The sequence below is a fragment of the Desulforamulus putei DSM 12395 genome, assembly GCF_900129195.1.
In the GTDB taxonomy this organism is placed as follows: domain Bacteria; phylum Bacillota; class Desulfotomaculia; order Desulfotomaculales; family Desulfotomaculaceae; genus Desulfotomaculum; species Desulfotomaculum putei.
Genome location: NZ_FQUY01000015.1, coordinates 16,271 through 41,853 on the forward strand (window position 1 = coordinate 16,271; position 25,583 = coordinate 41,853).

Sequence of the window (25,583 nt, forward strand, 5' to 3'; positions counted from 1 at the left end):
ACCTTAAGTTCAGTGGCAAGCCAAATTAACAGCAGCCTTACGATACAGACATTTTACCGGAACAAAAGTTGGAGTAGTAAATAAATCATTGCAACAATAAAGCGCCTTTATTATTTTTATCGAGGTGATTGCTATGACCAGTGAAATGAAACGGTATTTCTTTGTATTTCTTGGGTTTGCGGTACTGTTGTTGTTTTACTTTATGCCTCCCCTGAATCCCGCCGTGGACCCCATGGGCAAAACTTTTGAATTGTCGCAGGCAGGAAAAGCAGGATTGGGGCTGTTTCTGTTAGCCGGCATCTGGTGGGTCTTTGAAGTGATCCCCATTGGCGTGACCAGTATTGCCATTGGTATTTTACAACCTGTATTTGGTATTCGCCCGGCGAAAGATGCTTTTCGGGATTTTATGGATCCCACCGTGATGTTTATTTTAGGCTCTCTGCTGGTGGGCGTTGCCTTTACCCAGTGTGGTATCACCAAGCGAATCGCCTATAAGATGCTGGTTATTGTTGGCGAAGATACCCGCAAGATCCTGTTGGGAGTCTTTGTTTTAACGGCCCTGTTAACTCACGTCATGGCCCATACCGCGGTGGCCGGCACCATGTTTCCCATCTTGATGTCCATTTTAGCCCTGTACGGCGGTGACGTGGAGAAGCCCAGTAAATTTGGCAAAGCGTTGTTTATCGGCATGGCCTTTGCCGCCGGTGCAGGCAGTATTTGCACCTTAATGGGTGGGGCCCGGAACCCTGCCGCCGTCGGCTTTTTTAAAGAATTCACCGGCCAGGACGTCAGCTTTTTGGAATTTTCCGCGGCTCTGGCCCCCTTTGGCTGGGCCACCGTTTTCCTGATCTTTTTCTTAATGATAACCATCTTTAAGCCCGAGAAATTAAAGGTACCCGGTCTCCGCCAGCGTGCCCAAAACGAATTAGAAAAGTTAGGTCCCATTACCAAGCAGGAGATTTTTGTGCTAACCGTTGTAACCATTGCCCTGTGCACCTTAATCTTCCAAAAATTCATTCCTGCTTTGAAGGGGATGGACCGCTCCGTACCTTTGCTGGCAGCAGGCCTGATTTTCTTTATTACGAAAGTACTTACTGTAAAAGATCTGGAAAAATCCATACCCTGGAACATTGTGCTGCTATTCTCCGGGGCCATGAGTATCGGTTTTGCCCTGTGGCAGACCGGTGCAGCCGAATGGATGGCTGTCAGCTGGCTGTCCCTCATCAAGGATGCTCCCTGGTTGGTGTTCCTGCTGGGCATTTCTTTCCTGGTACTTATTTTAACCAATTTTATTATGAACGTGGCAGCCATTTCCATTTGCTTGCCCGTAGCCCTGGTTATTGCTAAATATTTGGGTGTCAACCCGGAAATCGTTTTGTACTCATCCGTAGCCATGGCCGGTATGCCTTTTCTGCTGCTGATCGGCGCCGCCCCCAACGCCATTGCCTACGAATCCAAGCAGTTTAGCACCGGGGAATTCTTTGTAACCGGGATCCCAGCCAGTTTGGCCATCCTGGCCATGGTGGCCATCTTCTCCTTAACCTTCTGGCCCATGATCGGCATTCCCGCTGTTCTTCATTAAGGATTAAGGTAAGAAACCCTGGTTTACAAAACCAGGGTTTCTTTAAATAAAATGTTTACCATAAATACATTGTAATGACATTGCAATAAGATTATAATACTGTGTGGTGACGGTGGTAATACCAATAAAGACTTTAGTGTAGAGGTGATGCATGTGGAGGGAAACAGCCAGGTCATTTTAGCGACCGCCGTGTTTTTAATTTCTTATGCTATAATTATTTCTGAAAAGATTCACCGTACCGTTGTGGCCCTTTTTGGCGCCATGATCCTGATTATCGCCGGCGTGCTGCACCAGGAAGAAGCCATTAAGGCCATTGATTTCAATACCATTGGCCTGTTGGTGGGAATGATGATTATTGTAGGTATTACCAGGCGATCCGGGGTGTTTGAGTATCTGGCCGTAAAGGCTGCCAAGCAAAGCAAGGGTGAACCTTTAGCCATTATGGTGGCCTTATCTGTGATTACTGCAGTTTTGTCCGCCCTGCTTGACAACGTAACCACCGTTTTGTTGATCGTACCCGTCACTTTCTCCATCGCCAGGGCGCTGGAGATCAACCCGATGCCCATTTTGCTTGCCGAAGTGCTGGCATCCAACATCGGCGGCACCGCCACCCTGATCGGTGACCCGCCCAATATTATGATCGGTTCCGCCGTCGGCCTCGGGTTTATGGACTTTGTAATCAACTTAACCCCCATTGTTATCGTCATTATGGTTGTCACCATTTACTTGTTGAAATGGATTTACCGCAAGCAATTTGTAGTTCGAGAAGAACTAAAGCAAAACATAATGACCATGAATGAAAACGACGAAATTAAAGATGCCAAACTGCTGAAGCAATCCTTATTTGTTCTGGCCGTTACCATAGGCGGGTTCTTGCTGCACCAGTATGTGCACCTGGAGTCCGCTACCATCGCCCTAGCCGGTGCGGCCCTGCTGCTGCTGCTTACCAGGGAAGAACCGGAGCATGCTTTAGAGGCGGTGGAATGGCCTGTGATCTTCTTCTTTGTCGGCCTGTTTATCCTGGTGGGTGGCCTGGAAGAAGTGGGTGTCATTGAATGGATTGCCCAAAAAGCCCTTGAATTAACCGGTGGGGAAATGCTGACCACAGGCATGTTAATCCTCTGGTTGTCCGCCATTGCATCAGCCTTTGTTGACAATATTCCCTTTGTGGCCACCATGATTCCCCTTATTCAGGATATGGGACGCCTCGGCGGCATCACCAATCTGGATCCCCTCTGGTGGTCCCTGTCCCTGGGCGCCTGCCTAGGCGGCAATGGCACCATCATCGGCGCCTCGGCTAACGTGGTGGTGGCCGGTATGGCTGAAAAGCAAGGTATACGTTTCACCTTCCTCGGCTTTATGAAGGTGGCCTTCCCGCTGATGCTGGTATCCATTGTTCTGTCTTCCGTGTACCTGTACTTCTTCTATTTAACTTAATTTGTATACTAACAAGCCCGGCCGGTTGAATACTGGCCGGGCTATTATATTTCTCACGGTCCGGGGGACAAATAGTAGCAGACATGAAGGGGGGAAATAAGTTGGCAACGGCAACCGCTACGGAAGTAACCCTGGAAGGAAAAAATATCAAACTTACCAATTTAAACAAGTTAATGTGGCCGGAGGGCTTGACCAAAGCCCATTTGGTAAAGTATTATACGGACATTGCGCCCTATTTGCTTCCCTACATTAAAGGTCGTCCCCTGGTGATGAAGCGATACCCCCATGGCATTGAGGGAGAATATTTTTACCAGAAGGAGTGCCCGGACTATGCTCCTGAATGGATCCAAACCGTCAGCATTCCGCACACAGAGAAAAGGGTCAATTATATTGTCTGTGAAGATGTACCCACGCTGGTTTGGCTGGCCAATCAGGGCTGTATTGAAATTCATGCCTGGTTATCGCAGAAATCCAATGTGGAATGTCCCGATATTGCCATCATCGACCTGGATCCCGGGGATCAGGCCGGTTTTCAAGATGTCATGGAAGTGGCACTGGTAGTACGCCAGGCATTACATCATCTTCATTTAAAAGGCTACCCCAAAACCTCCGGCGCCAGCGGTATTCATATATTAATTCCGTTAAAACCGGTCCATACTTTCCGGGAGGTCACCAGAGCCATGGGTTTGGTGGCCGGATTGGTGGCAGAAGTCTTTCCGAACAAGGCGACCATCGAAAGATCACTGGAAAAGCGAGAGAAGAATAAGGTATATGTAGATTACTTGCAAAATACCAGAGGTAAAAGCATGGCCTGGATCTACAGTTTAAGGCCGTTGCCCGGGGCGCCTGTTTCAACCCCTGTTCTATGGGAGGAAATTGAACGCATGGGAATCACGCCGGCAGATTTTACTATGAACACCATCTTTCGGCGCCTTCGGTTGTTTGGGGATTTACACCGGGATATAGCAAAGCACCCCCAGGATTTATCTCATATTCTGGCCATACATAAATAGTTCGTAAAAATTTAACATCTTGGAAGGAAAAACCAATTACCATCCCGAAAGTGGTAGAAATCCTACTGCAGGGGTGGTCGCTTGCAAAACCGTGAATATTGGATCTACTGGCAACTGCTCATGCCCGGCGCCGGTCGCCGGGTCTGGGATTTGGTAAATTATTTTGGTTCCCCCAAACAGGCCTGGCAGGCCACAGAGTCCGAACTGTCTGAAGTCCCTTTTGTAGGAAGGGATGGTGCCCAAAAATTAGTTAAGCGGCGGGAAAGTTTACGATACGACCGGCTGATTCAATATCTCAATAAGTTAAATTGTGCCATCATCACCATCGAAGATGACACGTACCCGTCATTGCTGAAAACCATTTATGACCCGCCGCCGGCCATTTTTGTCAGGGGTGTGTTACCAACCGGTGAAAAGGCTGCTCTGGCCATGGTGGGCTCCAGGCAGCCGACTCCCTACGGTTTGGCTGCCGCCGAGTCCTTTGCCGGTGAATTGGCCGGGGCCGGACTTACCATCATCAGCGGTATGGCCAGGGGGATTGACAGTGCGGCGCACCGGGGAGCTTTAAATGTCAATGGCAGCACCGTTGCTGTTTTGGGTTGTGGCCCGGATGTTGTCTATCCCAGGGAAAATGAGAGATTGATGAAACAGATTCTGGAAAAAGGAGCGGTGCTCACGGAATTTCCGCCGGGTACGGCGCCCAGACCGTGGCATTTTCCCAGCCGTAATCGAATTATCAGCGGCTTGAGCGATGGGGTGCTGGTGGTGGAAGCAGCGGAAAAAAGCGGCGCTCTGATTACGGCCGATTTTGCCCTTGAGCAGGGCCGGGAGGTTATGGCTGTTCCGGGGAATATAAGCAGCGCCAAAAGTGCAGGCACCAATAAACTGATCCGGCAGGGAGCCAGACTTGTAACAAGACCGGCGGATGTTTTGGAGGAGTTGGGTCTTGGGGAACTGTCCGTCCGCCAGAGCGGGAAGGGTTTGGATTCCTTCGGTTTAACCGGCGTTGAAAAGAACGTGCTGAATGTTTTAACCCACCTGCCCATGTCATTGGAGCAGGTTATTGAGGTATGCCGGTTAGAGCCCAGAGAGGTTGCGGCAGCTCTCACCATCCTGGAGCTTAAGGGTTTAGCCAGGGTCCTGCCGGGCAAGATGTATGTGACGGCCGGGCTGTAACGATCATTGTTCTAAAAGGTTATAAATTTTGATACATTGTAAAAGAAGTAAGGGACGGTAATAATAGTTCCTGTAGAGGAACGAAAAACCCTTACACAATGAGAGCACGAAAAGTAGGCTTTCGTAAAATGGGGTGTACCGATTGAGTAAAACACTGGTAATTGTAGAATCACCTGCCAAAGCGAAAAGTATCGGCAAATATCTGGGTAGAAACTATACCGTAAAGGCTTCTATGGGGCATGTGCGGGATCTGCCCAAAAGTCAATTCGGTGTAGATGTAGAAAATGACTTTTCCCCCAAGTACATTGCCATCCGGGGCAAAGGGGATATTATCAAAGAACTTCGCGCCGCTGTTAAGAAGGCGGACCGGGTCCTGCTGGCCTCCGACCCTGACCGGGAAGGAGAAGCCATTGCCTGGCACTTGACCAAGTTGCTGGATATTGATGAAAACAGCCCTTGCCGCATAGAGTTCAACGAGATTACGCCCAGGGCCATTGAACAGGCGGTACAACACCCGCGTCCCATTGACCTGGACAGAGTCAATGCACAGCAGGCCAGAAGGATTTTGGACCGGTTGGTGGGATACAATTTAAGCCCGCTGCTCTGGCGCAAGGTAAAGAAAGGACTGTCCGCGGGCAGGGTACAATCTGTTGCCGTCCGGTTGATTTGTGACCGGGAAGAGGAAATTCAGTCCTTTATTCCGGAGGAATACTGGAGTCTTACAGCCAAATTTATAAAGTCGGGAAAATCTCCCTTTGAGGCGAAGCTCCATAAATATCAGAACCAAAAAATAGAAATCCCCAACCAGGAGACCATGGATAAAATTCTGGCCGATCTCAAGGGAGCTTCCTACGTCGTTGACAATGTGACAAGAAAGGAGAAGCTGCGCAACCCGGCGGCTCCCTTTACCACCAGTTCCCTGCAGCAGGAAGCTTCCAGAAAGCTGAACTTTACCTCCCGGAAAACCATGGTGGTGGCCCAGCAGCTCTACGAAGGTCTCGATCTGGGCAGGGAAGGCCCGGTGGGCCTGGTAACCTATATTCGTACTGATTCCACCCGGGTATCAGAGACTGCTGTGGAAGAGGCCAGAGAATTCATCAAGGAAAGATTTGGGCCGGCCTATGTCCCTCAACAGCCAAGGCACACTACAAGCAAAGGTAAGGTACAGGATGCCCACGAGGCCATTCGCCCTACATCGGTATACCGCGATCCGGAATCCGTTAAAGAATTTTTAACCAATGATCAATACAAACTTTATAAATTGATCTGGTCGAGATTTCTGGCCAGCCAAATGGCACCGGCGGTGATTGATACCACCAGCATGGATATTGTGGCAGGGGATTATGTATTCCGGGCCACCGGTTCCATTGTTAAGTTTCCCGGATTTATGCAGGTTTATATTGAAGGCAATGATGACGGGATCAAGGAGGAAGAAAAACTACTGCCGGAACTGGCAGAAGGGGATAAAGTCCAGGTCAAGTCTTTAATGCCCAAGCAGCACTTTACCCAGCCACCGCCCCGCTATACCGACGCCACACTGGTTAAGGTATTGGAAGAAAAGGGGATCGGGCGCCCCAGCACCTATGCGCCCATTGTGGAAACCATTCAAAAGCGCGGTTATGTGGTAAGGGAAAATAAGCAGTTCTATCCAACCGAGTTGGGTATGATTGTGGTGGATCTGCTTAAACAATATTTTCCTGAGATTATTAATGTGGAATTTACCGCAGAAATGGAAGAAAAGCTGGACCGGATTGCCGAAGGTGAACAACAGTGGTCAGGCGTCCTGAAAGAATTTTATGTCCCCTTTTCCAAAACCCTGGCAACAGCAGAGGAGAAGATCGGCAAAGTTGAGGTTGCCGATGAAGTGACGGATGAGATCTGTGAACAATGCGGTAGAAATATGGTCATAAAACTGGGGCGGTATGGGAAGTTTCTGGCCTGTCCCGGCTTTCCTGAATGCCGCAATACCAGGCCGCTGCTGGAACCAACGGGAGTGAAATGTCCCAAATGTGAAGGCGAAATGGTATTAAGACGCAGCAAAAAGGGACGCAAATTTTACGGTTGCAGCAGGTACCCGGAATGTGAATTTGTTACCTGGGACACACCTACCAATGAAAAGTGTCCCCACTGCGGTGAAATGATGGTAGAAAAAATGAACCGCAGCAGGGAAAAACTGCTGCAGTGTGTGAACGAACATTGTCCAACCAGAGGAGAAACCGGCGCTTCTGAAAAGAAGGCAGCCGCCGGTAAGAAGAAAACTACTGCTAAATAAGTAATCAGATGTGGAAAGTCGGAGGTGAGAGGATTGAGGGATGAATTAGATTCCTGATTATCTCACTTCCAACCTTCTCATTTCTCACATCCCAACCAGGAGGCTAATCAGAAATGTCAGAAAACAGGGTTATGGTTATCGGCGCCGGCTTGGCAGGCTCCGAGGCGGCCTGGCAGTTGGCCCGCAGGGGAGTGGCAGTGGATCTTTATGAAATGAGGCCCCGCAAGTACCCGCCGGCCCACCACACCCCGTACTTTTCAGAACTGGTTTGCAGTAATTCCCTGAGAGCCGCTGCCATAGAAAACGCCGTAGGTTTGCTGAAGGAAGAAATGCGGCAGCTGGGCTCTTTAATTATTTCCGCCGCAGATACCCACCGGGTACCGGCCGGTGGGGCACTGGCAGTGGACCGGGAAGGATTTGCCAAGTCCGTTACCGAGACGCTGGAGCAACACCCGCTGGTCCGTGTCCACCGGGAGGAAGTAACAAAATTGCCCGGGCGGGGGGTTGTTATCATTGCCTCCGGCCCCCTCACTTCAGAGGCGTTGTCACAGGAAATATCCAGGCTGACGGGGGAACAGTACCTCTACTTTTACGATGCAGCTGCCCCCATCGTAACCCTGGAGTCTCTGGATATGACGAAGGTCTTTCGGGCGTCCCGGTACGGCAAAGGGGAAGAGGCCTACTTAAACTGCCCCATGAACCGGGAAGAATATGAAATCTTTTACCAAGCATTAATTGAGGCCGAAAGGGCCCCTTTGAAAGAATTTGAGAAACAAATCCATTTTGAAGGTTGCATGCCGGTCGAAGTCCTGGCTTCCCGGGGGAAGGACACACTGCTTTACGGGCCCTTAAAGCCGGTGGGTCTGACTGACCCGCGCACGGGGAAAAGGCCCTATGCGGTTGTTCAGTTAAGGCAGGATAATGCGGAGGGGACTCTTTACAACCTGGTTGGTTTTCAAACAAATCTCAAGTGGGGAGAGCAGAAGAGAGTTTTTAGTTTGATCCCCGGACTGGAAAATGCAGAATTTGTACGCTATGGGGTCATGCACCGGAACACCTATATCAACTCCCCGGCCCTATTAAAGCCTACCCTGCAAATGAAAGAACATGAAACAATCTTTTTTGCAGGTCAGATTACCGGCGTAGAAGGCTATGTGGAATCTGCCACTGCCGGTTTGATAGCGGGGCTTAATGCCGCCAGGCTGGTAACAGGGCAGAAATTACTGGAATTTCCTGTGGAGACGGCCCATGGAGCCCTTGTTCACTATATTACCACTGCTTCCAGCGGTAACTTCCAACCGATGAACGTTAACTTTGGGTTGTTTCCCGATCTTCCCGTACGAATCAAAGGGAAGAAAGAAAGGGGCCAGGCCCATGCAGCAAGGGCTTTAAAGAAGCTCAAAGAATGGTCGGAAATGGAAAAGGTAAATGAACTGTGAAATTTTCAAAATGTGACAACAATTTCCTTTTAAATTGTCAAAAGGTAGTTGCAATTTAAAGTTCGCTTATGATATATTTTATTAAGCGCCACATTTCGACACGCCGATGGTTTGTGATGTATATAATAATAGATCATTTTATTGATTATTTAAAATTTCAGAAAAATTTTTCAGACCGCACGGTGGAAGCCTACCAGAAGGATTTATTTGACGGGTTGGACTTTTTTTCTTCCGCCCTTGCCCTTCCGGTGGAACAGATCCAGCCCTCTGCCCTTGACAGTAAGCTGATGCGAAGCTATCTGGCCCATTTGCAGCAAAGAAAACTTAGCAGGGCCACTGTGGCCAGGAGACTGGCCTCATGGCGGTCTTTTTTCAAGTTTTTATACAATGACAGGTTGATTAAAGCCAATCCCATGGTAAAGATGTCCAATCCCAAGCGGGAAAAACGGCTGCCCAAATTCTTATACCAGGAAGAGGCGAAACAACTTGTGGAGGCCCCGGATGCTACCCCCCTAGGTTGCCGGGACAGGGCCTTGCTGGAGTTCCTCTATGCCACAGGAATCCGGGTATCTGAGCTGGTTTCACTGGATTTGCATGACCTTGAATTGAGCCGTGGTTACGTGAGGGTGCTGGGCAAGGGGGCCAAAGAACGAATGGTACCGCTGCATGACCGGGCGGTGGCGGCGCTGGACTATTATTTACGACACGTAAGACCCGGCCTGGTGAAACAGGATTGCCCCGCGGTATTCGTCAATTATAAGGGTACCCGACTCAGTGACCGGGGCGTTCGCAAAATTATCGATAAATATTGCCATATAGCGGGGCTGAAAAATAACATCAGTCCCCACGCCATCCGGCATTCTTTTGCCACACACCTGCTGGATAACGGTGCGGACTTGCGCAGCGTCCAGGAATTGTTGGGCCATGTTTCATTATCCACCACCCAGATTTATACACACGTTACCAAGCAAAAGCTAAAGAGGGTTTATAAGATGAACCACCCGAGGGCGTAGTTTAGTTAGAGGAAGGGATGTTTATGTTCCATGCGACAACCATTGTTGCGGTGAAAAAAGGAACCAAAGTGGCCGTTGCCGGTGACGGGCAGGTAACCTTTGGTCAGAATACAATTATGAAACACACTGCCCGTAAGGTCAGGCGGCTGCACCAGGGTCAAGTGGTGGCCGGGTTTGCCGGTTCCGTGGCAGATGCATTTACCTTGTTTGAAAAATTTGAAGGCAAGCTGGAAGAATATCACGGCAATCTAATGAGGGCTGCTGTGGAATTGGCCAAAGATTGGCGAACTGACAAGTACCTGCGGACCCTGGAAGCCATGCTGATTGTAGCAAACAAAGAACACTTGCTGGTTTTGTCCGGCAACGGCGAAGTTATTGAACCCGATGAAGGAGTCACAGCCATCGGTTCCGGAGGTCCCTATGCGCTGGCGGCTGCCAGGGCTTTGCTCAAACACACCGACCTGTCGCCCAAAGAGGTAGCCCGGGAAGCCCTTAGTTTAGCGGCAGATATTTGTGTTTACACTAATAAAAATATTCTGGTGGAGGAAATTTGAAATTAAGATTTAAAGGAGTGGAGCCGATGGAGGCCCTGACACCCCGGGAAATTGTAGCCGAACTGGATAAATATATTGTTGGACAAGAAAAGGCCAAAAAAGCAGTGGCTGTTGCTTTGCGAAACAGGTACCGCCGCAGCAAGCTGCCGGAAGATTTGATTGACGAAGTGGTTCCTAAAAATATATTAATGATTGGTCCCACCGGTGTAGGGAAGACGGAAATTGCACGCCGGTTGGCCAAACTGGTCAAGGCGCCTTTTGTTAAGGTTGAGGCAACCAAGTTTACCGAAGTGGGTTATGTGGGACGCGATGTTGAGTCCATGGTGAGGGACTTGGTGGAAACCTCCATCCGTATGATGAAACAGGAAAAGATGGAGGAGGTTGAGGAAAGGGCCAGGCGTATGGCCGATGAGCGAATTGTGGAACTTCTGGCCCCTCTGCCCGGCCGGCCGGTACAAACCAAAAATCCCTTTGAAATGTTGTTTGGCGGGATGCAAGACAACCAGGAAGACAACAAGGCCTGGGAGCAGCAACATAGCAGGATTAAATTCGAAAGGGAAACCTTAAGGGAAAAGCTGGCCCGGGGTGAGTTGGAAAACGAGTTGCTGGAAATCGAGGTAGAAGATCATCACCTGCCCATGCTGGAGGTCTTCAGCAACAGCGGTGTGGAAGAAATGGGCGTCAACATGCAAGACGTTTTGGGAAGCATCTTCCCAAGAAAAAAACGCAAACGCAAAGTCACGGTCAAGGAAGCCCGCAAGATCCTTACCCAGCAGGAAGCCCAGAAACTAATCGATATGGATGAATTGACCACCCAGGCAGTGAAACGGGCTGAGGAACACGGGATCATTTTCCTGGACGAAATCGATAAGATTGCCACCCGGGAGGGCACACATGCAGGCGCTGACGTTTCCCGGGGCGGGGTGCAAAGGGATATTTTGCCCATCGTGGAAGGTTCTACGGTGATGACAAAATATGGCCCGGTCAAGACCGACCACATACTTTTTATTGCCGCCGGCGCTTTTCATATTGCTAAACCTTCTGATTTAATTCCCGAACTACAGGGGCGTTTTCCCATCCGTGTGGAGCTGGAAAGCCTGAGCAGAAGCGATTTTGAACAAATATTAACAGAACCCCGGAATTCTCTTATTAAACAGTATACGGAACTATTGTTAACCGAAGGTGTTAAGATAGAATTTTCAAAAAATTCACTTGTAGAAATTGCAGATATTGCTTATACTGTAAATGAACAAAACGAAAACATTGGTGCAAGGCGTCTGCACACCATCCTGGAGAAGTTACTGGAAGACATTTCTTTTGAGGCTCCCGAACTCAAAGGACAGTCCCTCACTATTGACAGTGAATATGTTCGTGAGAAGTTAAAGGACGTCGTAGCAAACCGTGATCTCAGTCGTTATATTCTTTAATCAAAGCAGGGGAGAGTGACAGAATTGAGAAGCCTATTGGAAAGAACTCGCACAATTAATAAGCTATTGCAGAAATCTGCAGGATACCCGGTTGACTTTGGTGAGATCGCAGAAGTGCTGTCCGATAATATCGAATGCAACTGCTACATCATCGATCGCCGTGGACGTGCCCTGGGTTACAAATTTATGCCGCATTTTTCCTGCGACATCATGAAAGACATTGTGGAGGGTTCCAAGCGTTTCCCGGAAGAGTACAATGAAAGTCTGTTAAACATTAACGAGACCCACGCCAACTTCTGCCAGACCTATGATGCATGCGTTTTCTTTGATGAAGAGAAATGCAAGGGGCAAAACAAAGTAACCACGGTGGTTCCCATTGTGGGCGCCGGTTCTCGTCTGGGTACCCTGGTTCTGGCCAAGTTTAACCAGAGCTTTACCGACGAAGATTTGATCCTGGCCGAGTATGGTGCCACCGTTGTGGCCATGGAAATCCTCCGGGCCAGGGCAGGCCGTATGGAAGAAGAAGCCCGTAAAAAAGCGGCTGTACAGATCGCCCTGGGAACCTTGTCCTACTCTGAACTGGATGCCGTGCAGCACATATTCGAGCAGCTGGAAGGGGACGAAGGCGTTCTGGTGGCCAGTAAAATCGCTGACCGTGTCGGCATTACCCGCTCCGTTATCGTAAACGCCCTGCGCAAGTTTGAGAGCGCCGGCGTCATCGAATCCAAGTCCCTGGGTATGAAAGGCACCTACATCAGGGTGCTGAATGACAGACTTTTGGAAGAACTGCAAAGACTCAAGCACAACTAGGAAAGCCGAAAAACCTACAGCGCAAGCTGTAGGTTTTTTAATGAATAACTCAGGTACCAGGCACTTAACATATTATCATATTATGAAAATTGGTTGTTGACTAAATCAATATTTGAAAGGCCGTTGGCTATTGGCCATTAGCCTTTGGCCCAAAAGCAAAACAAAAGAAAAAGCCAATAGCCCACAAGGGTACCTGGTACCGTTTTGTTAGCTTATTGTAATAGGCCGATGGCTGACGGCCGACGGCCTGACATAAAAGAAATGCAGAATAAGCATCTAGCACTTGCGCCACATGATGTATTGTGCTAAAATATCCCTTGGTGTTAATTACACACGTTGTCGGATTCGTGCAAGGTTGCCTTATCTTTAAAGGTCTTGCCGGAGATGAGGGTAACGGAGGACTAAAAACATGGTAGGGAGGAGGTGTAACTAGCTATGGCAGTTATCTCCATGAAACAGTTACTGGAAGCAGGCGTTCATTTTGGACACCAGACCCGTCGCTGGAACCCCAAAATGGCTCCCTATATCTTCACTGATCGCAACGGTATCTATATTATTGACCTTCAGAAAACCGTTAAGAAAGTGGAAGAGGCCTATGAGTTTGTAAAGCAGCTGGCTGCTGAAGGCGGTACCCTTTTGTTTGTCGGTACCAAAAAGCAAGCTCAGGAAGCCGTTAAGGAAGAAGCCGAACGTTGTGGGATGTTTTATGTAAATCAGCGCTGGCTGGGTGGTATGTTAACCAACTTCCAAACCATCCGTCATCGTATTGATAGATTACATGAACTGGAGCGCATGGAAGAGGACGGCACCTTTGAAGTTCTGCCTAAGAAGGAAGTTGCCCGGCTTCTGCATGAAAAAGAGAAACTGGATAAATTCCTTGGTGGAATTAAGAATATGCGCCGTCTGCCCGGGGCTCTGTTCGTAATTGATCCCCGGAAGGAACGCATCGCAGTGGCAGAAGCTCGCAAGCTCGGCATTCCCATTGTAGCCATTGTTGATACAAACTGCGATCCTGATGAGGTTGATTACGTAATTCCCGGTAACGATGACGCTATTCGGGCAGTAAAACTGCTTACCGCCAAGATTGCTGATGCTGTTTTGGAAGGTAAACAGGGTGAACAAGTCGCAGAGTAGAGTGTTAGGTAGAGGGCGTCTGCAAACACGGGGGGCCCCTACCTTTTTTTATACTTTCATTTAAGATTAACATTTTATGGATGAAAGTATAAGCAAATAAAGGCTTGTGCCATGCGCAAGCCAAGTTTTTCCAAATGATTGTCAGGCAAAGATTATGGTTATAATACCACAAGGTTAATGGGTGCCTTATGCTGTCTTCCATATAATTTATCTAATCTGAGCGTAGAATAAAGGAGGATTTTGATCATGGCAGAGATTTCTGCAAGCATGGTTAAAGAGTTAAGAGAGCGTACCGGGGCCGGTATGATGGACTGCAAAAAAGCCCTGGCTGAAGTGGGCGGTGATATGGAAAAAGCCATTGAGTTCCTGCGTGAAAAGGGACTGGCAGCTGCCGCCAAGAAAGCCGGCAGAATTGCTGCTGAAGGTATTGTAGAAGCTTACATACATGGTGGCGGCCGTATCGGTGTTTTGGTAGAAATTAACTGTGAGACCGACTTCGTAGCCAAAAACGAAGATTTCCGCGCGTTGGCCAAGGATATCGCCATGCAGATTGCCGCTGCCAAACCAGAGTATGTGCGCCGTGAGGAAGTTCCGGCCGAAGTTATTGAAAAAGAACGTGAAATTTTACGGGCTCAGGCATTAAATGAAGGCAAACCCGAAAAAATTGTTGAAAAAATGGTTGAAGGGCGCATTGAGAAGTACTACAAAGAAGTATGCCTGCTTGAACAACCCTTTATTAAGGACAGCGATAAGACCGTACAGCAGGTTGTTAACGAAGCCATTGCCAAGATCGGCGAAAAGATTGATGTTCGTCGTTTTACCCGTTATGAAATGGGCGAGGGTCTGCAAAAGCGCCAGGATGACTTTGCCGCTGAAGTAGCAGCACAAATTAAGGGCTAAACACTTTTCATCCGAGACTTAAAGGATTTTTTAAAAGATTGTAGAATACAGAACTACCAGACTGGAGGACACCCTTAATGGTAACTCCCAAGTTTCGGCGGGTCATCCTGAAACTGAGCGGCGAAGCCCTGGCAGGTCAAAAAGGATATGGCATCGACCCGGATGTGGTAAACTCAATTGCCAGGCAAATAAAAGACATTATTGAACTGAGAGTACAGCTGGCCATTGTGGTTGGCGGCGGCAATATCTGGCGGGGGATCTCCGGCAGCACCAAGGGTATGGACAGGGCCACTGCCGATTATATGGGCATGCTGGCCACCATCATTAATTCCCTGGCTTTGCAAGATGCCCTGGAAAAGATTGACGTGGACACCCGGGTACAAACCGCCATTGAAATGAGAGCTGTTGCCGAGTCTTATATTCGCCGCCGGGCCATCAGACATATGGAAAAGGGTCGTGTGGTTATTTTTGCCGCTGGCACCGGCAACCCCTATTTTTCCACCGACACAACCGCAGCCCTGCGTGCTGCGGAAATTGAGGCGGAAATTATTCTGATGGCCAAGCAGGTAGACGGGGTTTATGAAGCCGATCCTTTAAAGAACCAGAATGCCAAGAAGTTTGATGAACTTTCTTATATTGAAGTACTCAATCGCGGCCTGCAGGTGATGGATTCCACTGCCGTTTCGCTTTGCATGGATAACAAAATACCGCTGTTAGTATTTAATTTAAATGTAGAGGGAAATATCAAAAGAGCAATTTTAGGGGAACGGATAGGAACCTTTGTTGGGGGGGAATTAAATGGTTAAAGAGATCATTTCTTCTGCAGAAGAAAATATGAAAAAAACTGTGGAAGTCGTCCGTAAGGAGTTTGCTTCTTTACGGGCCGGTCGTGCAACCCCTGCTTTGTTGGATAAGGTGACCGTTTCGTATTACGGAACGCCTACCCCGTTAAACCAACTTGCCAATATTTCTGTACCGGAAGCCCGTATGCTGGTTATTCAACCCTGGGATAAAAGCGCCATTCCTGAAATTGAAAGATCCCTTTTAAAGTCCGATCTGGGCATTACACCCACCAGTGACGGTACTGTTATTCGCCTGGTTATACCTCAGTTAACCCAGGAACGCCGGACAGAGTTGGTTAAGGTTGTTAAGAAAAAAGCGGAGGAAGGCCGGGTGGCAATCCGTAACATTCGGCGGGACGTGAATGATAACCTCAAGGCCAAGCAGAAAGAAGGTGTTCCCGAAGACGAAGTGAAACGGGGACAGGATGAATTACAGAAAATCACCGACAAATATATCAAAGAGATTGATGAAATGGTAAAATCCAAAGAACAGGAGATTATGCAAGTTTAGATGATACCTGATGTACTGGGTTACAGGCTAAACGATGCAGTTTCCCTGCTGAAAAATTCGGGCTATAAGGTAACAGTTGTCATCACCGATCCGCCCGGGGGAAGCCCCGGCGGACCTGAGCGAGTGGTGAGATTGGAAGCAAAGGGCTCTGATGAAGTGGTGTTAACGGTGGCATGTGAGGAGAAGGGGAAAGGAGGTATACACAATGGCCTATAAAATCACTGACGAGTGTATGGCCTGCGGCACCTGCTTGGAATCTTGTCCCAACAATGCCATTGAGGAGGGCGACATCTTTAAAATCACCATGGCATGCGAGAATTGCGGGACATGCGTGGATATCTGCCCTACCGGAGCCATTATTGAAGAGTAATGCGGTAAACCCCCTTCAGATCCGGAAGGGGGTTGCTTATATTGGAGGCTTATTGTGATGTTAAAAAGGATAACCGGTCTGTTCAACAGACAAAAGGTTACGGAGGACGAGAACAAACTTCTGCAATCCATAGACCGGAACAGGCTTCCTAATCATATTGCCATCATCATGGACGGGAACGGTCGCTGGGCCCAGCGGAGGGGAATGCCCAGGTCCCTGGGGCACCGGGCCGGGGTGGAATCTTTGCGCAGCATTGTTCAATTATGTTCCGAGTTAGGCATTAAAGTGTTAACCTGTTATGCCTTTTCCACCGAGAATTGGAAACGCCCACAGGAAGAAGTATCTTTTTTAATGAATTTACTGGTGGAGTACCTGGATAAAGAATTAGAGGAACTGCACAGCAACGGTGTAAAAATAAATGCCATCGGCCGCCTGGCAGAACTGCCTCAACCGGCCCGGGAGGCGCTGGACAGGGCCTTTCGTAAGACTGAAAACAACTCAGGATTGCTTTTGAACCTGGCGCTCAATTACGGAGGCCGCAGGGAAATTACTGACGCTGTTGTTAAGATCGCCCGACTGGTAAAAGATAACAGGCTTGAAATAAACGAAATCAACGAAAGCCTTATCAAAGAGCATCTTTATACGGCGGGAATGCCGGACCCCGACTTGCTGGTGAGACCTTCCGGTGATTTCAGGATCAGCAATTTTCTCCTGTGGCAACTTGCCTATACAGAATTTTGGCTATCTGATGTGATGTGGCCTGATTTTAAAAGAATTCATCTGTTACAAGCCATTCTGGAGTTTCAATGTCGAGAACGACGCTTTGGAGGATTAATCAAAAAGTAGGTTGGTGGACAAATTGCTGCACTTGCGAGTGCTTAGCGCGATTGTAGGAATACCGGTAGCCATTCTTGCCGCATGGCATGGTGGCTGGGTACTCTGGCTTTTAACCTTTGTCATATTTATTTTTGCCTCATTGGAGATAACTGCCATTCTCAAAGGTTTGGGGCTGCAACCTGCCGGTTGGATGATCCAAATCGGTGGGTTAATCACCTTTGCCTGCGCATACCTATATAATGATGAAATCATCGGCCCTGTGGTTGTCTTTTTAGTGATTGCCAATCTTTTAATGTTGGCCTTTCTATATCCAAGTACCACGCCGGTGGATATGTTCGGTAATTTGGGTGCTGTCTTATATTTAAGCAACCTGGTTTTCCTTTGCCTGACCCGGGAGTTAACAACCGGTTTTATATGGTTGATTCTGTTACTAACGACCACCTGGGCCAGCGATACCTTTGCCTATTTTGTGGGGCGGGCCTTCGGCAGGCATAAACTGGCGCCGGTTCTCAGCCCGAAGAAAACCGTTGAAGGGGCAGCGGGAGGGCTCCTCAGTTCTGCACTGGTCTCCTATATTTTTGTTCAGTTTGTTCCTTCCCTGCCGCTACTGCCGGTTTTACTATTGGGAGTGCTGATCGGAATTGCCTCTTTACTGGGGGACCTGGTTGAATCGGCATTAAAAAGGCAGGCCGGCATTAAGGATTCCGGACATATTATACCCGGCCACGGGGGTGTGCTGGACCGGTTTGACAGCCTGCTGTTTACGGCCCCTGTGGTATACTACTCTGTTAAACTGTTTATAATTTGAGTATAAATGGCATAGAGGTGAGAAGTTTGCCATCTTGGCTAAAGACCGCCCTGAATTATGTGTTGGCGGGTCTACTTCTTTTAGTAGCTTTCTTTATCATTGATAAAATTTCACAGTACGTTATCAGAGGTTTTTCCTTTGTTGTGCCGCTGATTACTCCTTTTATTATTGCCGTTTTCATCAGCTTTTTGCTGGAACCAATGGTAAGTGTTCTGCAGAATAAAGCCCGCCTGTCCAGAGGACCGGCAGTGGCGCTATCCATGCTGTCCTTATTTTCTTTTTTGGGGACCATTATTACCCTTTTGCTGCTGAGGTTAATTACGGAACTCATTCATTTATCCAAAACGATTCCTTACATAATGCTTGACATCCAAAACTGGGTTGAAATATCTTTACCTAAATTTCACCGACTTTATGGTGAACTGCCGCCGGGCATTACGGATTACATCCAACAGTCTTTCGGGTCCGTTGCACAAACCCTGCAGAATTTCTTAAGCATTACGTTAAACTCTCTGTTAAATACATTTTCAGCCGTTCCAGGTATTATTACTTTAATCATTGTCAGTTTCCTGGCCACCTATTTTATCAGCAAAGACAGGCGGCGGTTAGCAAGGCAATGGATCCGGACCCTGCCGGCCCCCTATGGCGAACAGAGCCTGCATGTTATAAAAGAGGTTGTTGGGGCCTTTATTTCCTACTTAAAGGCCCAGGGAATTCTGGTAAGCATCAGCACGCTCATCAGTATTACCGGGTTATACATTATTGGCGCGGAATATGCCCTGACCATGGGCCTTCTGATCGGTTTTTTTGACATTATTCCCGTCCTGGGGCCGGGCACAGTCATTTTGCCCTGGGTAGGCTGGTCCTTTGTCTCCGGAGATACTGCCTTCGGTATAAAACTCCTTGTTTTATACCTGGTGGTTCTGGTGTCCAGGCAGCTATTGGAAACCAAGGTGGTTGCCACCAACCTGGGACTTCATCCTCTGGCCACGCTGGTTGCTTTGTTTGTTGGCTTCAAAGTACTGGGCTTTGTTGGCATGATTGCGGGTCCTATTTTGTTAATTGCAGTTCAAGCAGTGATCAAAGCAGGAATTCCCACTCCAAGGGTGAAATAAAATAACTGAGGTGCCAAACAATGAAGCAAATTGCCATTTTAGGAAGTACAGGCTCTATTGGCAGACAGACCCTGGAGATTGTAGAGTTTTTTCCACATAACCTGAAAGTGGTTGCACTGGCGGCAGGCAGAAACCGCCAGACATTTTTGCAGCAATGCATGCGACACAAGCCTCTGGTGGTGTCCCTGGAACTGGAGGAAGATGCAAAATGGTTGAAAGAACAATTGGCCGGTGAGGATTACCTGCCGGAAATTCACTACGGGTTAAATGGCTTGTTGGCGGTGGCCACTTGTCATGAGGCATCCGTGGTGGTAACCGCTTTGAGCGGAGCCATTGGTTTAATCCCCACCTGTGCCGCCATTAAGGCAAAGAAACAAATTGCCCTGGCCAATAAAGAGACCCTGGTGGCAGCAGGAGATTATGTGACCAAACTGGCGGAACAATATAAGGTGCAAATCCTCCCGGTGGACAGCGAACATTCCGCCATTTGGCAGTGTTTACACGGCGAGGCCCGACATTCCGTAAAAAGAATCCTGCTAACCGCTTCCGGTGGACCCTTCCGTCAATTGGACCGTGGCGCTTTGGAACAGGTCACGCCCCGAATGGCCCTGCAACACCCCAACTGGTTCATGGGGCAAAAGATCACCATCGATTCCGCCACCTTGATGAACAAAGGCCTGGAGGTCATCGAAGCCAAGTGGCTGTTTAATCTTGACTATAACGATATTGATGTGGTGATTCACCCCCAGAGTATCATTCATTCCATGGTGGAATATAGCGACGGTTCCATCCTGGCTCACCTGGGAATGCCGGATATGCGGATACCCATTCAATATGCTCTCAGTTATCCGGATCGCTGGTTTAATCAATTGCCGCGGCTGAATGTAACCGAACTCAAGGGGTTGACCTTTGAGGAACCGGATACCGAGCGCTTTCCCTCTCTGGCCCTGGCCTACCAGGCCGGACGACAGGGGGGAACAGCGCCGGCGGTATTGAATGCCGCCAATGAAATTGCTGTGCACGCGTTCCTGGCAGGAGAAATCAATTTTTTAGAAATTCCTGCCGTGGTGGCAAGGACCCTTGACAGACACAAAGTAATAACCCCTTCCAGCCTGGAGGAAATTATTGAAATCGACGGCTGGGCCAGGTCAGAAGCCCTTAAAATCATCAGGAAACAGTAGAGGTGAAGTTATGCAAACATTTATCGCTTCGGTGGTTGTCTTTGGTTTACTGATTTTTTTTCATGAATTAGGCCATTTCCTGGTTGCTAAAAGAGTAGGGATTATGGTACATGAATTTTCACTGGGGTTTGGGCCTAAAATATTCGGCATCCACCGGGGCGAAACCAGGTATAACCTTCGCCTGTTACCTCTGGGTGGTTTTGTCCGCATGGCCGGCATGGACCCCAATGAAGAAGAAGATAAGGGAATTCCCGTGGAAAAAACCTTCAATCATAAAACCGCCATGCAAAGGGCAGCGGTCATTATTTCCGGTCCCCTGATGAACTTTGTTCTGGCCGCAGTTCTCTTTGCCCTTATTTTAATGCTACAGGGGGTTCCTGACCCCTCCACCACCAAAGTGGGGGAAATTCTCGATAACTCCCCTGCCCAAAGGGCCGGCCTGAAAGTAGGGGACGTCATCACTGCTGTCAATAACCACCCTGTTAAAACTTGGGATCAGCTGGTTGCGGAAACCAACAAAACCCCGGGTCAGCCTTTGCATATCAAAGTATTAAGGGACACGCAGGAGCTTAGCCTGACGGTCACCACCGTTAAAGACAAATCGGGCCAGTACAAAATGGGGATCAAGCCCGCCTTGAAGAAACTGGATCCTTTCTCTGCGCTGGCTAAAGGTACAGCCTTTACAATTCAGATTTCCGGTTTAATCCTGGCTTTCCTCGGGCAAATGTTTACCCAACAGGCCCCGCTGGATTTGGGCGGTCCGGTCAGAGTGGTCAGTGAAATCGGTAAGGCCGCAGAGTTCGGGATCTTTCAAGTGATGCAGCTGGCCGCCTTTTTAAGCATTAACCTGGGCCTGTTCAACCTGCTGCCCATCCCTGCCCTGGACGGCAGCAGAGTGTTGTTCCTGCTATGGGAAAAGATCACCGGCAGGCCGGTGGAACCCTCCAAGGAAAGCTTTATCCACCTGGTGGGCTTTGGTTTATTGCTGCTTCTTATGGTTGTAATCACCTATAACGATATTGTTTCTCTCATGTTTGGCAACCGGTGACGGAGGTTAAAATGGAATTTAAGAAAACACGCCCGGTGATGGTGGGTCCTGTACAGATCGGCGGGGGCGCTCCCATCGCGGTCCAGTCCATGACCAACACCGATACCCGGGATGCTTTGGCTACCATCAGTCAGATCAATGAACTGGCTCAGGCGGGATGTGAAGTGATCCGGGTCGCCGTGCCGGATCAGGAAGCGGCGGCTGCTTTGCCTGCCATTAAAGCAGGCATTACCATTCCCCTTATTGCGGACATTCATTTTGATTACCGGTTGGCCCTAGCTGCTTTACAGGCCGGTGTTGACGGGCTAAGAATCAATCCCGGCAATATTGGCGGCAAAGCCAGGGTGCGGGAAGTTGTGGCCGCTGCCCGTGAGCGCAGGGTACCCATTCGCATCGGGGTAAACGCCGGCTCCCTGGAAAAGGAATTGTTAAAAAAATATGGCGGGGTCACCGCCGATGCCATGGTGGAAAGCGCCTTAAACCATATTCAACTGCTGGAGGAACTCAACTACCCGGAAATCAAGGTCTCCCTCAAGGCCTCCCATATACCTCTGATGCTGGAGGCATACAGGAAGCTTTCTGCCCGGGTGGACTACCCGCTGCACGTGGGAGTCACCGAAGCCGGCACAGTAAAAAGCGGTACCATCAAATCAGCCGTGGGTATCGGCGTCCTGCTGGCCGAGGGAATCGGGGATACCATTCGGGTCTCTCTGACAGGCCACCCGAAACATGAGGTTTACGTGGCATGGGAGATCCTGAAGGCGCTGGGTTTACGGCGGCGAGGCGTGGAATTGATTTCCTGCCCCACCTGCGGCAGAACGCAGATAAACCTGATAAAAATTGCCGAGCAGGTGGAAGAAAAGTTAGCCCCTGTGGACAAGCCCATTAAAGTGGCTGTTATGGGATGCGCCGTCAACGGCCCCGGCGAAGCCCGGGAGGCCGACGTCGGCATCGCCGGCGGCAGGGGTGTCGGTTTGCTTTTCCGCAAAGGCGAAATCATCCGCCAGGTCCCCGAGGAAAAACTATTGGAAGAATTGATGAAAGAAATAGAGAAGTTATAAACCAGTGAAAAAGAAGTCTATAATTAAGATAAGGTAACCCGTATAATTACGATAACTAAAAGCCAAAGGCCAATAGCCAAAAGCCAATACCAGGAGGATCACCATATGCGCGTTAGTCAAATGTTACTGCCAACACTACGAGAGGTACCGGCTGAAGCAGAAGTGGTCAGTCACCAGCTATTACTGCGGGCCGGTTTTATTCGGAAGACAGCTTCCGGCATTTATACATATTTACCCCTGGCCCAGCGGGTACTCAAGAAAATCATGCAAATTATCAGAGAAGAGATGGACAGGCAGGGTGGGCAGGAAATGTTAATGCCCATTATCCAACCGGCTGAATTATGGCTGGAATCCGGTCGCTGGCATGTTTATGGACCGGAGTTGTTCCGTTTAAAAGATCGCCATCACCGGGATTTTTGCCTGGCGCCAACCCATGAAGAGGTTATTACAGTTACCGTACGAAATGAGGTTCGTTCTTACAAACAATTACCCTTACTGCTGTACCATATCACCAATAAATACCGGGACGAGCGACGTCCCCGGTTTGGTCTCATGCGGGGCAGGGAATTTATTATGAAGGACCTCTACTCCTTTGACCAGGATGAGGCGGGTTTGGATATCAGTTATCGCAAAATGCACGAGGCTTACACCAATGTCTTTAGGCGCTGCGGGCTGACATGCCGCCCGGTGGAAGCCGACTCCGGGGCCATTGGCGGCAGCACCACCCATGAATTTATGGTGCTGGCGGAATCCGGAGAAGCAGCCATTCTTTATTGTACCGCTTGTGATTACGCAGCCAACGTGGAAAAGGCCATAACCCTCCCGGCAGCCGGGCTTGACCCCGGTATGCAGCCCTTGGAACTGCAGGAAGTCAGTACTCCCGGCAAAAAATCTGCCGAGGAAGCGGCGGCCTTTTTGCAGATGGAACCCTGTCACATCATTAAAACCATGATTTATAAAACCGATCAGGAAATTGTGGCAGCGCTGGTGCGCGGCGATCGGGATGTCAACGAAGTGAAACTGCTGAATGCCCTTAATGCAATCAACCTTGAACTGGCCGACGAAGAAACCGTCCGGCAAGCCACCGGCGCGCCCACCGGTTATGTGGGTCCTGTTGGTTTAAAGAACATACGCATTGTGGCGGACCCGGAGGTCATGGCCCTTGCCAATGCGGTAGCCGGGGCCAACAAACAAGATGCTCACCTGATGAATGTTCATCCGGGTCGGGACTTTAAGCCGGACATGGTGGAAGATATCCGCATCGTTAAGGCTGGAGAACCTTGTCCCAAGTGCGGCGCCCGGCTGCAGGAGGCCCGGGGAATCGAAGTGGGTCAGATCTTCAAGTTAGGAACCAAGTATAGTAAAGTCCTGGGAGCAACCTTCCTGGATGAAAACGGTAAGGAACAGCCCATTGTGATGGGTTGCTACGGTATCGGGGTCACCCGAACCATGGCTGCGGCCATTGAACAGAACCACGATCAAGACGGCATTATTTGGCCTGCCAGCATTGCCCCCTACCATGTGGTGGTGATTCCGGTGTCCGCCAAGGATGAAGCCCAGATGAATCTGGCTGAAACCCTGTACCGGGAGCTTAACCAGGCAGGGGTGGAAGCTGTACTGGATGACCGTCCCGAGCGACCCGGTGTTAAATTTAAGGATGCTGATTTAGTGGGTTACCCCCTTAGAGTTGTGGTGGGGAATAAGGCCGTGCAGGAAGGCTTGGTGGAGGTTCGCCGGCGCCGTTCCGGTCAAACGGATTTGATCCCCCTTTCCGAAGCGGTGGCAAAGGTGCGAGAAATATTACCAACCCTGTAGGAGTTCTTATGATATTAAAGAAAGTTCTGGTATTGTCGGTCTCCGCCGGAGACGGCCATATGAGGGCAGCGGCGGCCATCAAGGAAGAAATTCTGCAGCGAAACCCTGATGCCGAGGTGATTATTCTTGATACCTTCCGCTACGCCAGTCCTCTCATTGAAAAAGTGGTACTGGGAACCTATATGGAAATTATCAAGATGTCCCCGGTCATTTACGGGTATTTGTACAGGCAGGCGGAAAAGGAAAAACCCTTTTCCGGCTTTGCCAAGCAGGAATTTAACCGCATTCTCAACCGGCTGGCAGCGCCAAAGCTAATTTCTTTCATTGAGCAGATGCAGCCCCAGGCCATCGTCTGCACCCATCCCTTTCCCTTGGGCATCTTAACCCATTTGCGGGCCAAGGGAAAATGCCCGATGCCCATGATTGCGGCCATTACCGACTTTACGGTGCATCCCTTCTGGTTGTTTCATGATGTGGATTGTTATTTGGTGGCTGCCGAACCGCTGGTAAAGTCCTTTGTGGACCATGGTATAGAAGCGGTCAGAATCAAGGCCACCGGCATACCCATTGATCCCCGCTTTGCTGTTCCCAAAGACCGGCATTTGCTGCGCCAACAATGGAACCTGGCTTCCGAACTGCCGGCCATCCTGATTATGGGGGGCGGCTTAGGCATGGGGCCCCTGGGTGAAGTGGTAAAAGAACTGGCTTCTGCCGGGCTGCCCTGTCAATTGGTGGTTGTCTGCGGGCGCAACGAGGCCTTAAGGACCAAATTGCTTAAAATGTTGCCCGGTTTGCCCGGCAGGGTCAAGGTATGGGGGTATATTCACAACATTCACGATCTGATGGCTGCCTGCGATCTGATGGTGGGCAAGGCCGGCGGGCTCACTTCTTCGGAAGCCATGGCCAGCGGCCTCCCCATGTTTATCACCGATCCCATTCCCGGACAGGAGGAACGAAACGCAGAGTTCCTGGAAGGCATGGGGGCGGCCAGGCTGGTAAGGGGTTACAAGGATCTTATTCAGCAAGTAAAAAACTATCTGAACAACCCGTCTCTGCAAAAATCTATGACCGAAGCGGCCAGAGCCATCGGACGCCCCAAATCCGCCGCCGCCGCAGTTTCGGCAATTGAAGAGCTGGTTAAGAAGAACAGCCAATCGTTGCATTCTATCAATTAAACATTTTCACCCCATCTCCGGAACTGCGGGATATTGCAACTCGTAACCTGTTTTTTGCAGGCG

At 49.4% G+C, this 25,583-nt stretch carries 24 protein-coding genes; all 24 read left to right on the forward strand.

What is annotated here, in order from left to right; genetic code table 11:
* Positions 1-133 precede the first annotated feature (133 nt).
* The 24 genes from BUB67_RS10315 to BUB67_RS10430 all read left to right on the forward strand — a co-directional run bounded on the left by BUB67_RS10315 (position 134) and on the right by BUB67_RS10430 (position 25,520).
* Positions 134-1,582: an SLC13 family permease gene (locus BUB67_RS10315; RefSeq protein WP_073239350.1), complete on the forward strand. Its 1,449-nt coding sequence runs from the start codon at positions 134-136 to the stop codon at positions 1,580-1,582.
* 153 nt (positions 1,583-1,735) lie between these two features.
* Positions 1,736-3,019 carry an ArsB/NhaD family transporter gene (locus BUB67_RS10320; protein WP_073239401.1) on the forward strand — a complete coding sequence of 428 codons (1,284 nt, stop codon included), beginning with the start codon at positions 1,736-1,738 and terminating at the stop codon, positions 3,017-3,019.
* Between the two features lie 101 nt (positions 3,020-3,120).
* Entirely contained in the window at positions 3,121-4,032 is a 912-nt protein-coding gene (gene ligD / locus BUB67_RS10325) for a non-homologous end-joining DNA ligase (RefSeq protein WP_143157055.1), read from the forward strand.
* 81 nt (positions 4,033-4,113) lie between these two features.
* Positions 4,114-5,208 (forward strand): DNA-processing protein DprA, encoded by a 1,095-nt coding sequence (gene dprA, locus BUB67_RS10330; protein WP_073239352.1) that lies wholly within the window; start codon positions 4,114-4,116, stop codon positions 5,206-5,208.
* A 142-nt stretch (positions 5,209-5,350) separates the two neighbouring features.
* Complete coding sequence (gene topA, locus BUB67_RS10335) at positions 5,351-7,480, forward strand: type I DNA topoisomerase (protein ID WP_073239353.1); 2,130 nt, start codon at positions 5,351-5,353, stop codon at positions 7,478-7,480.
* Between the two features lie 113 nt (positions 7,481-7,593).
* Positions 7,594-8,919: an FADH(2)-oxidizing methylenetetrahydrofolate--tRNA-(uracil(54)-C(5))-methyltransferase TrmFO gene (gene trmFO, locus BUB67_RS10340; protein ID WP_073239354.1), complete on the forward strand. Its 1,326-nt coding sequence runs from the start codon at positions 7,594-7,596 to the stop codon at positions 8,917-8,919.
* 116 nt (positions 8,920-9,035) lie between these two features.
* On the forward strand, positions 9,036-9,932 hold the full coding sequence (xerC, locus tag BUB67_RS10345) for a tyrosine recombinase XerC (RefSeq protein ID WP_073239355.1): 897 nt from the start codon (positions 9,036-9,038) through the stop codon (positions 9,930-9,932).
* 23 nt (positions 9,933-9,955) lie between these two features.
* Entirely contained in the window at positions 9,956-10,486 is a 531-nt protein-coding gene (gene hslV / locus BUB67_RS10350; protein ID WP_073239356.1) for an ATP-dependent protease subunit HslV, read from the forward strand.
* A gap of 26 nt (positions 10,487-10,512) precedes the next feature.
* Positions 10,513-11,913: an ATP-dependent protease ATPase subunit HslU gene (hslU, locus tag BUB67_RS10355; protein ID WP_073239402.1), complete on the forward strand. Its 1,401-nt coding sequence runs from the start codon at positions 10,513-10,515 to the stop codon at positions 11,911-11,913.
* Between the two features lie 24 nt (positions 11,914-11,937).
* Complete coding sequence (gene codY, locus BUB67_RS10360; RefSeq protein ID WP_073239357.1) at positions 11,938-12,723, forward strand: GTP-sensing pleiotropic transcriptional regulator CodY; 786 nt, start codon at positions 11,938-11,940, stop codon at positions 12,721-12,723.
* Positions 12,724-13,158: 435 nt separating this feature from the next.
* On the forward strand, positions 13,159-13,857 hold the full coding sequence (rpsB, locus tag BUB67_RS10365; protein ID WP_073239358.1) for a 30S ribosomal protein S2: 699 nt from the start codon (positions 13,159-13,161) through the stop codon (positions 13,855-13,857).
* Positions 13,858-14,103: 246 nt separating this feature from the next.
* Complete coding sequence (gene tsf, locus BUB67_RS10370) at positions 14,104-14,757, forward strand: translation elongation factor Ts (RefSeq protein WP_073239359.1); 654 nt, start codon at positions 14,104-14,106, stop codon at positions 14,755-14,757.
* Between the two features lie 77 nt (positions 14,758-14,834).
* The gene (pyrH, locus tag BUB67_RS10375) at positions 14,835-15,563 is read left to right on the forward strand and encodes a UMP kinase (RefSeq protein ID WP_073239360.1); all 729 of its coding nucleotides are present in this window, start codon (positions 14,835-14,837) and stop codon (positions 15,561-15,563) included.
* Positions 15,556-16,110 carry a ribosome recycling factor gene (frr, locus tag BUB67_RS10380; protein WP_073239361.1) on the forward strand — a complete coding sequence of 185 codons (555 nt, stop codon included), beginning with the start codon at positions 15,556-15,558 and terminating at the stop codon, positions 16,108-16,110. Before pyrH ends, frr begins: the two co-directional genes overlap by 8 nt.
* Positions 16,111-16,326, forward strand: a complete 216-nt coding sequence (locus tag BUB67_RS10385; RefSeq protein ID WP_073239362.1) for a hypothetical protein — start codon at positions 16,111-16,113, stop codon at positions 16,324-16,326.
* A complete protein-coding gene (locus tag BUB67_RS10390) occupies positions 16,316-16,480 on the forward strand; it encodes a 4Fe-4S binding protein (protein WP_073239363.1) in 165 nt (54 codons plus the stop codon). The genes BUB67_RS10385 and BUB67_RS10390 overlap by 11 nt, the downstream gene beginning before the upstream one ends.
* Positions 16,481-16,537: 57 nt before the next feature.
* Positions 16,538-17,326, forward strand: coding sequence for an isoprenyl transferase (locus BUB67_RS10395; protein ID WP_073239364.1), 789 nt, complete (start codon positions 16,538-16,540; stop codon positions 17,324-17,326).
* A gap of 4 nt (positions 17,327-17,330) precedes the next feature.
* Positions 17,331-18,125 (forward strand): phosphatidate cytidylyltransferase, encoded by a 795-nt coding sequence (locus BUB67_RS10400; RefSeq protein ID WP_333870513.1) that lies wholly within the window; start codon positions 17,331-17,333, stop codon positions 18,123-18,125.
* A 17-nt stretch (positions 18,126-18,142) separates the two neighbouring features.
* Positions 18,143-19,240 (forward strand): sporulation integral membrane protein YtvI, encoded by a 1,098-nt coding sequence (ytvI, locus tag BUB67_RS10405; protein WP_238457020.1) that lies wholly within the window; start codon positions 18,143-18,145, stop codon positions 19,238-19,240.
* A gap of 20 nt (positions 19,241-19,260) precedes the next feature.
* Positions 19,261-20,421: a 1-deoxy-D-xylulose-5-phosphate reductoisomerase gene (locus tag BUB67_RS10410; protein WP_073239366.1), complete on the forward strand. Its 1,161-nt coding sequence runs from the start codon at positions 19,261-19,263 to the stop codon at positions 20,419-20,421.
* 10 nt (positions 20,422-20,431) lie between these two features.
* A complete protein-coding gene (rseP, locus tag BUB67_RS10415; RefSeq protein ID WP_073239367.1) occupies positions 20,432-21,469 on the forward strand; it encodes an RIP metalloprotease RseP in 1,038 nt (345 codons plus the stop codon).
* An 11-nt stretch (positions 21,470-21,480) separates the two neighbouring features.
* Positions 21,481-22,530 carry a flavodoxin-dependent (E)-4-hydroxy-3-methylbut-2-enyl-diphosphate synthase gene (gene ispG / locus BUB67_RS10420; protein WP_073239368.1) on the forward strand — a complete coding sequence of 350 codons (1,050 nt, stop codon included), beginning with the start codon at positions 21,481-21,483 and terminating at the stop codon, positions 22,528-22,530.
* Between the two features lie 105 nt (positions 22,531-22,635).
* A complete protein-coding gene (locus tag BUB67_RS10425) occupies positions 22,636-24,345 on the forward strand; it encodes a proline--tRNA ligase (protein ID WP_073239369.1) in 1,710 nt (569 codons plus the stop codon).
* 8 nt (positions 24,346-24,353) lie between these two features.
* A complete protein-coding gene (locus tag BUB67_RS10430; protein WP_073239370.1) occupies positions 24,354-25,520 on the forward strand; it encodes an MGDG synthase family glycosyltransferase in 1,167 nt (388 codons plus the stop codon).
* Positions 25,521-25,583: the final 63 nt, after the last annotated feature.

Bases quoted from the DNA above. Each gene is read 5' to 3' on its own strand.
- BUB67_RS10315 (WP_073239350.1), top strand. From the start codon at position 134: ATGACCAGTGAAATGAAACGGTATTTCTTTGTATTTCTTGGGTTTGCG.
- trmFO (WP_073239354.1), top strand. From the start codon at position 7,594: ATGTCAGAAAACAGGGTTATGGTTATCGGCGCCGGCTTGGCAGGCTCC.
- xerC (WP_073239355.1), top strand. From the start codon at position 9,036: ATGTATATAATAATAGATCATTTTATTGATTATTTAAAATTTCAGAAA.
- hslV (WP_073239356.1), top strand. From the start codon at position 9,956: ATGTTCCATGCGACAACCATTGTTGCGGTGAAAAAAGGAACCAAAGTG.
- hslU (WP_073239402.1), top strand. From the start codon at position 10,513: ATGGAGGCCCTGACACCCCGGGAAATTGTAGCCGAACTGGATAAATAT.
- rpsB (WP_073239358.1), top strand. From the start codon at position 13,159: ATGGCAGTTATCTCCATGAAACAGTTACTGGAAGCAGGCGTTCATTTT.
- tsf (WP_073239359.1), top strand. From the start codon at position 14,104: ATGGCAGAGATTTCTGCAAGCATGGTTAAAGAGTTAAGAGAGCGTACC.
- pyrH (WP_073239360.1), top strand. From the start codon at position 14,835: ATGGTAACTCCCAAGTTTCGGCGGGTCATCCTGAAACTGAGCGGCGAA.
- frr (WP_073239361.1), top strand. From the start codon at position 15,556: ATGGTTAAAGAGATCATTTCTTCTGCAGAAGAAAATATGAAAAAAACT.
- BUB67_RS10385 (WP_073239362.1), top strand. From the start codon at position 16,111: ATGATACCTGATGTACTGGGTTACAGGCTAAACGATGCAGTTTCCCTG.
- BUB67_RS10390 (WP_073239363.1), top strand. From the start codon at position 16,316: ATGGCCTATAAAATCACTGACGAGTGTATGGCCTGCGGCACCTGCTTG.
- BUB67_RS10395 (WP_073239364.1), top strand. From the start codon at position 16,538: ATGTTAAAAAGGATAACCGGTCTGTTCAACAGACAAAAGGTTACGGAG.
- BUB67_RS10410 (WP_073239366.1), top strand. From the start codon at position 19,261: ATGAAGCAAATTGCCATTTTAGGAAGTACAGGCTCTATTGGCAGACAG.
- rseP (WP_073239367.1), top strand. From the start codon at position 20,432: ATGCAAACATTTATCGCTTCGGTGGTTGTCTTTGGTTTACTGATTTTT.
- ispG (WP_073239368.1), top strand. From the start codon at position 21,481: ATGGAATTTAAGAAAACACGCCCGGTGATGGTGGGTCCTGTACAGATC.
- BUB67_RS10425 (WP_073239369.1), top strand. From the start codon at position 22,636: ATGCGCGTTAGTCAAATGTTACTGCCAACACTACGAGAGGTACCGGCT.
- BUB67_RS10430 (WP_073239370.1), top strand. From the start codon at position 24,354: ATGATATTAAAGAAAGTTCTGGTATTGTCGGTCTCCGCCGGAGACGGC.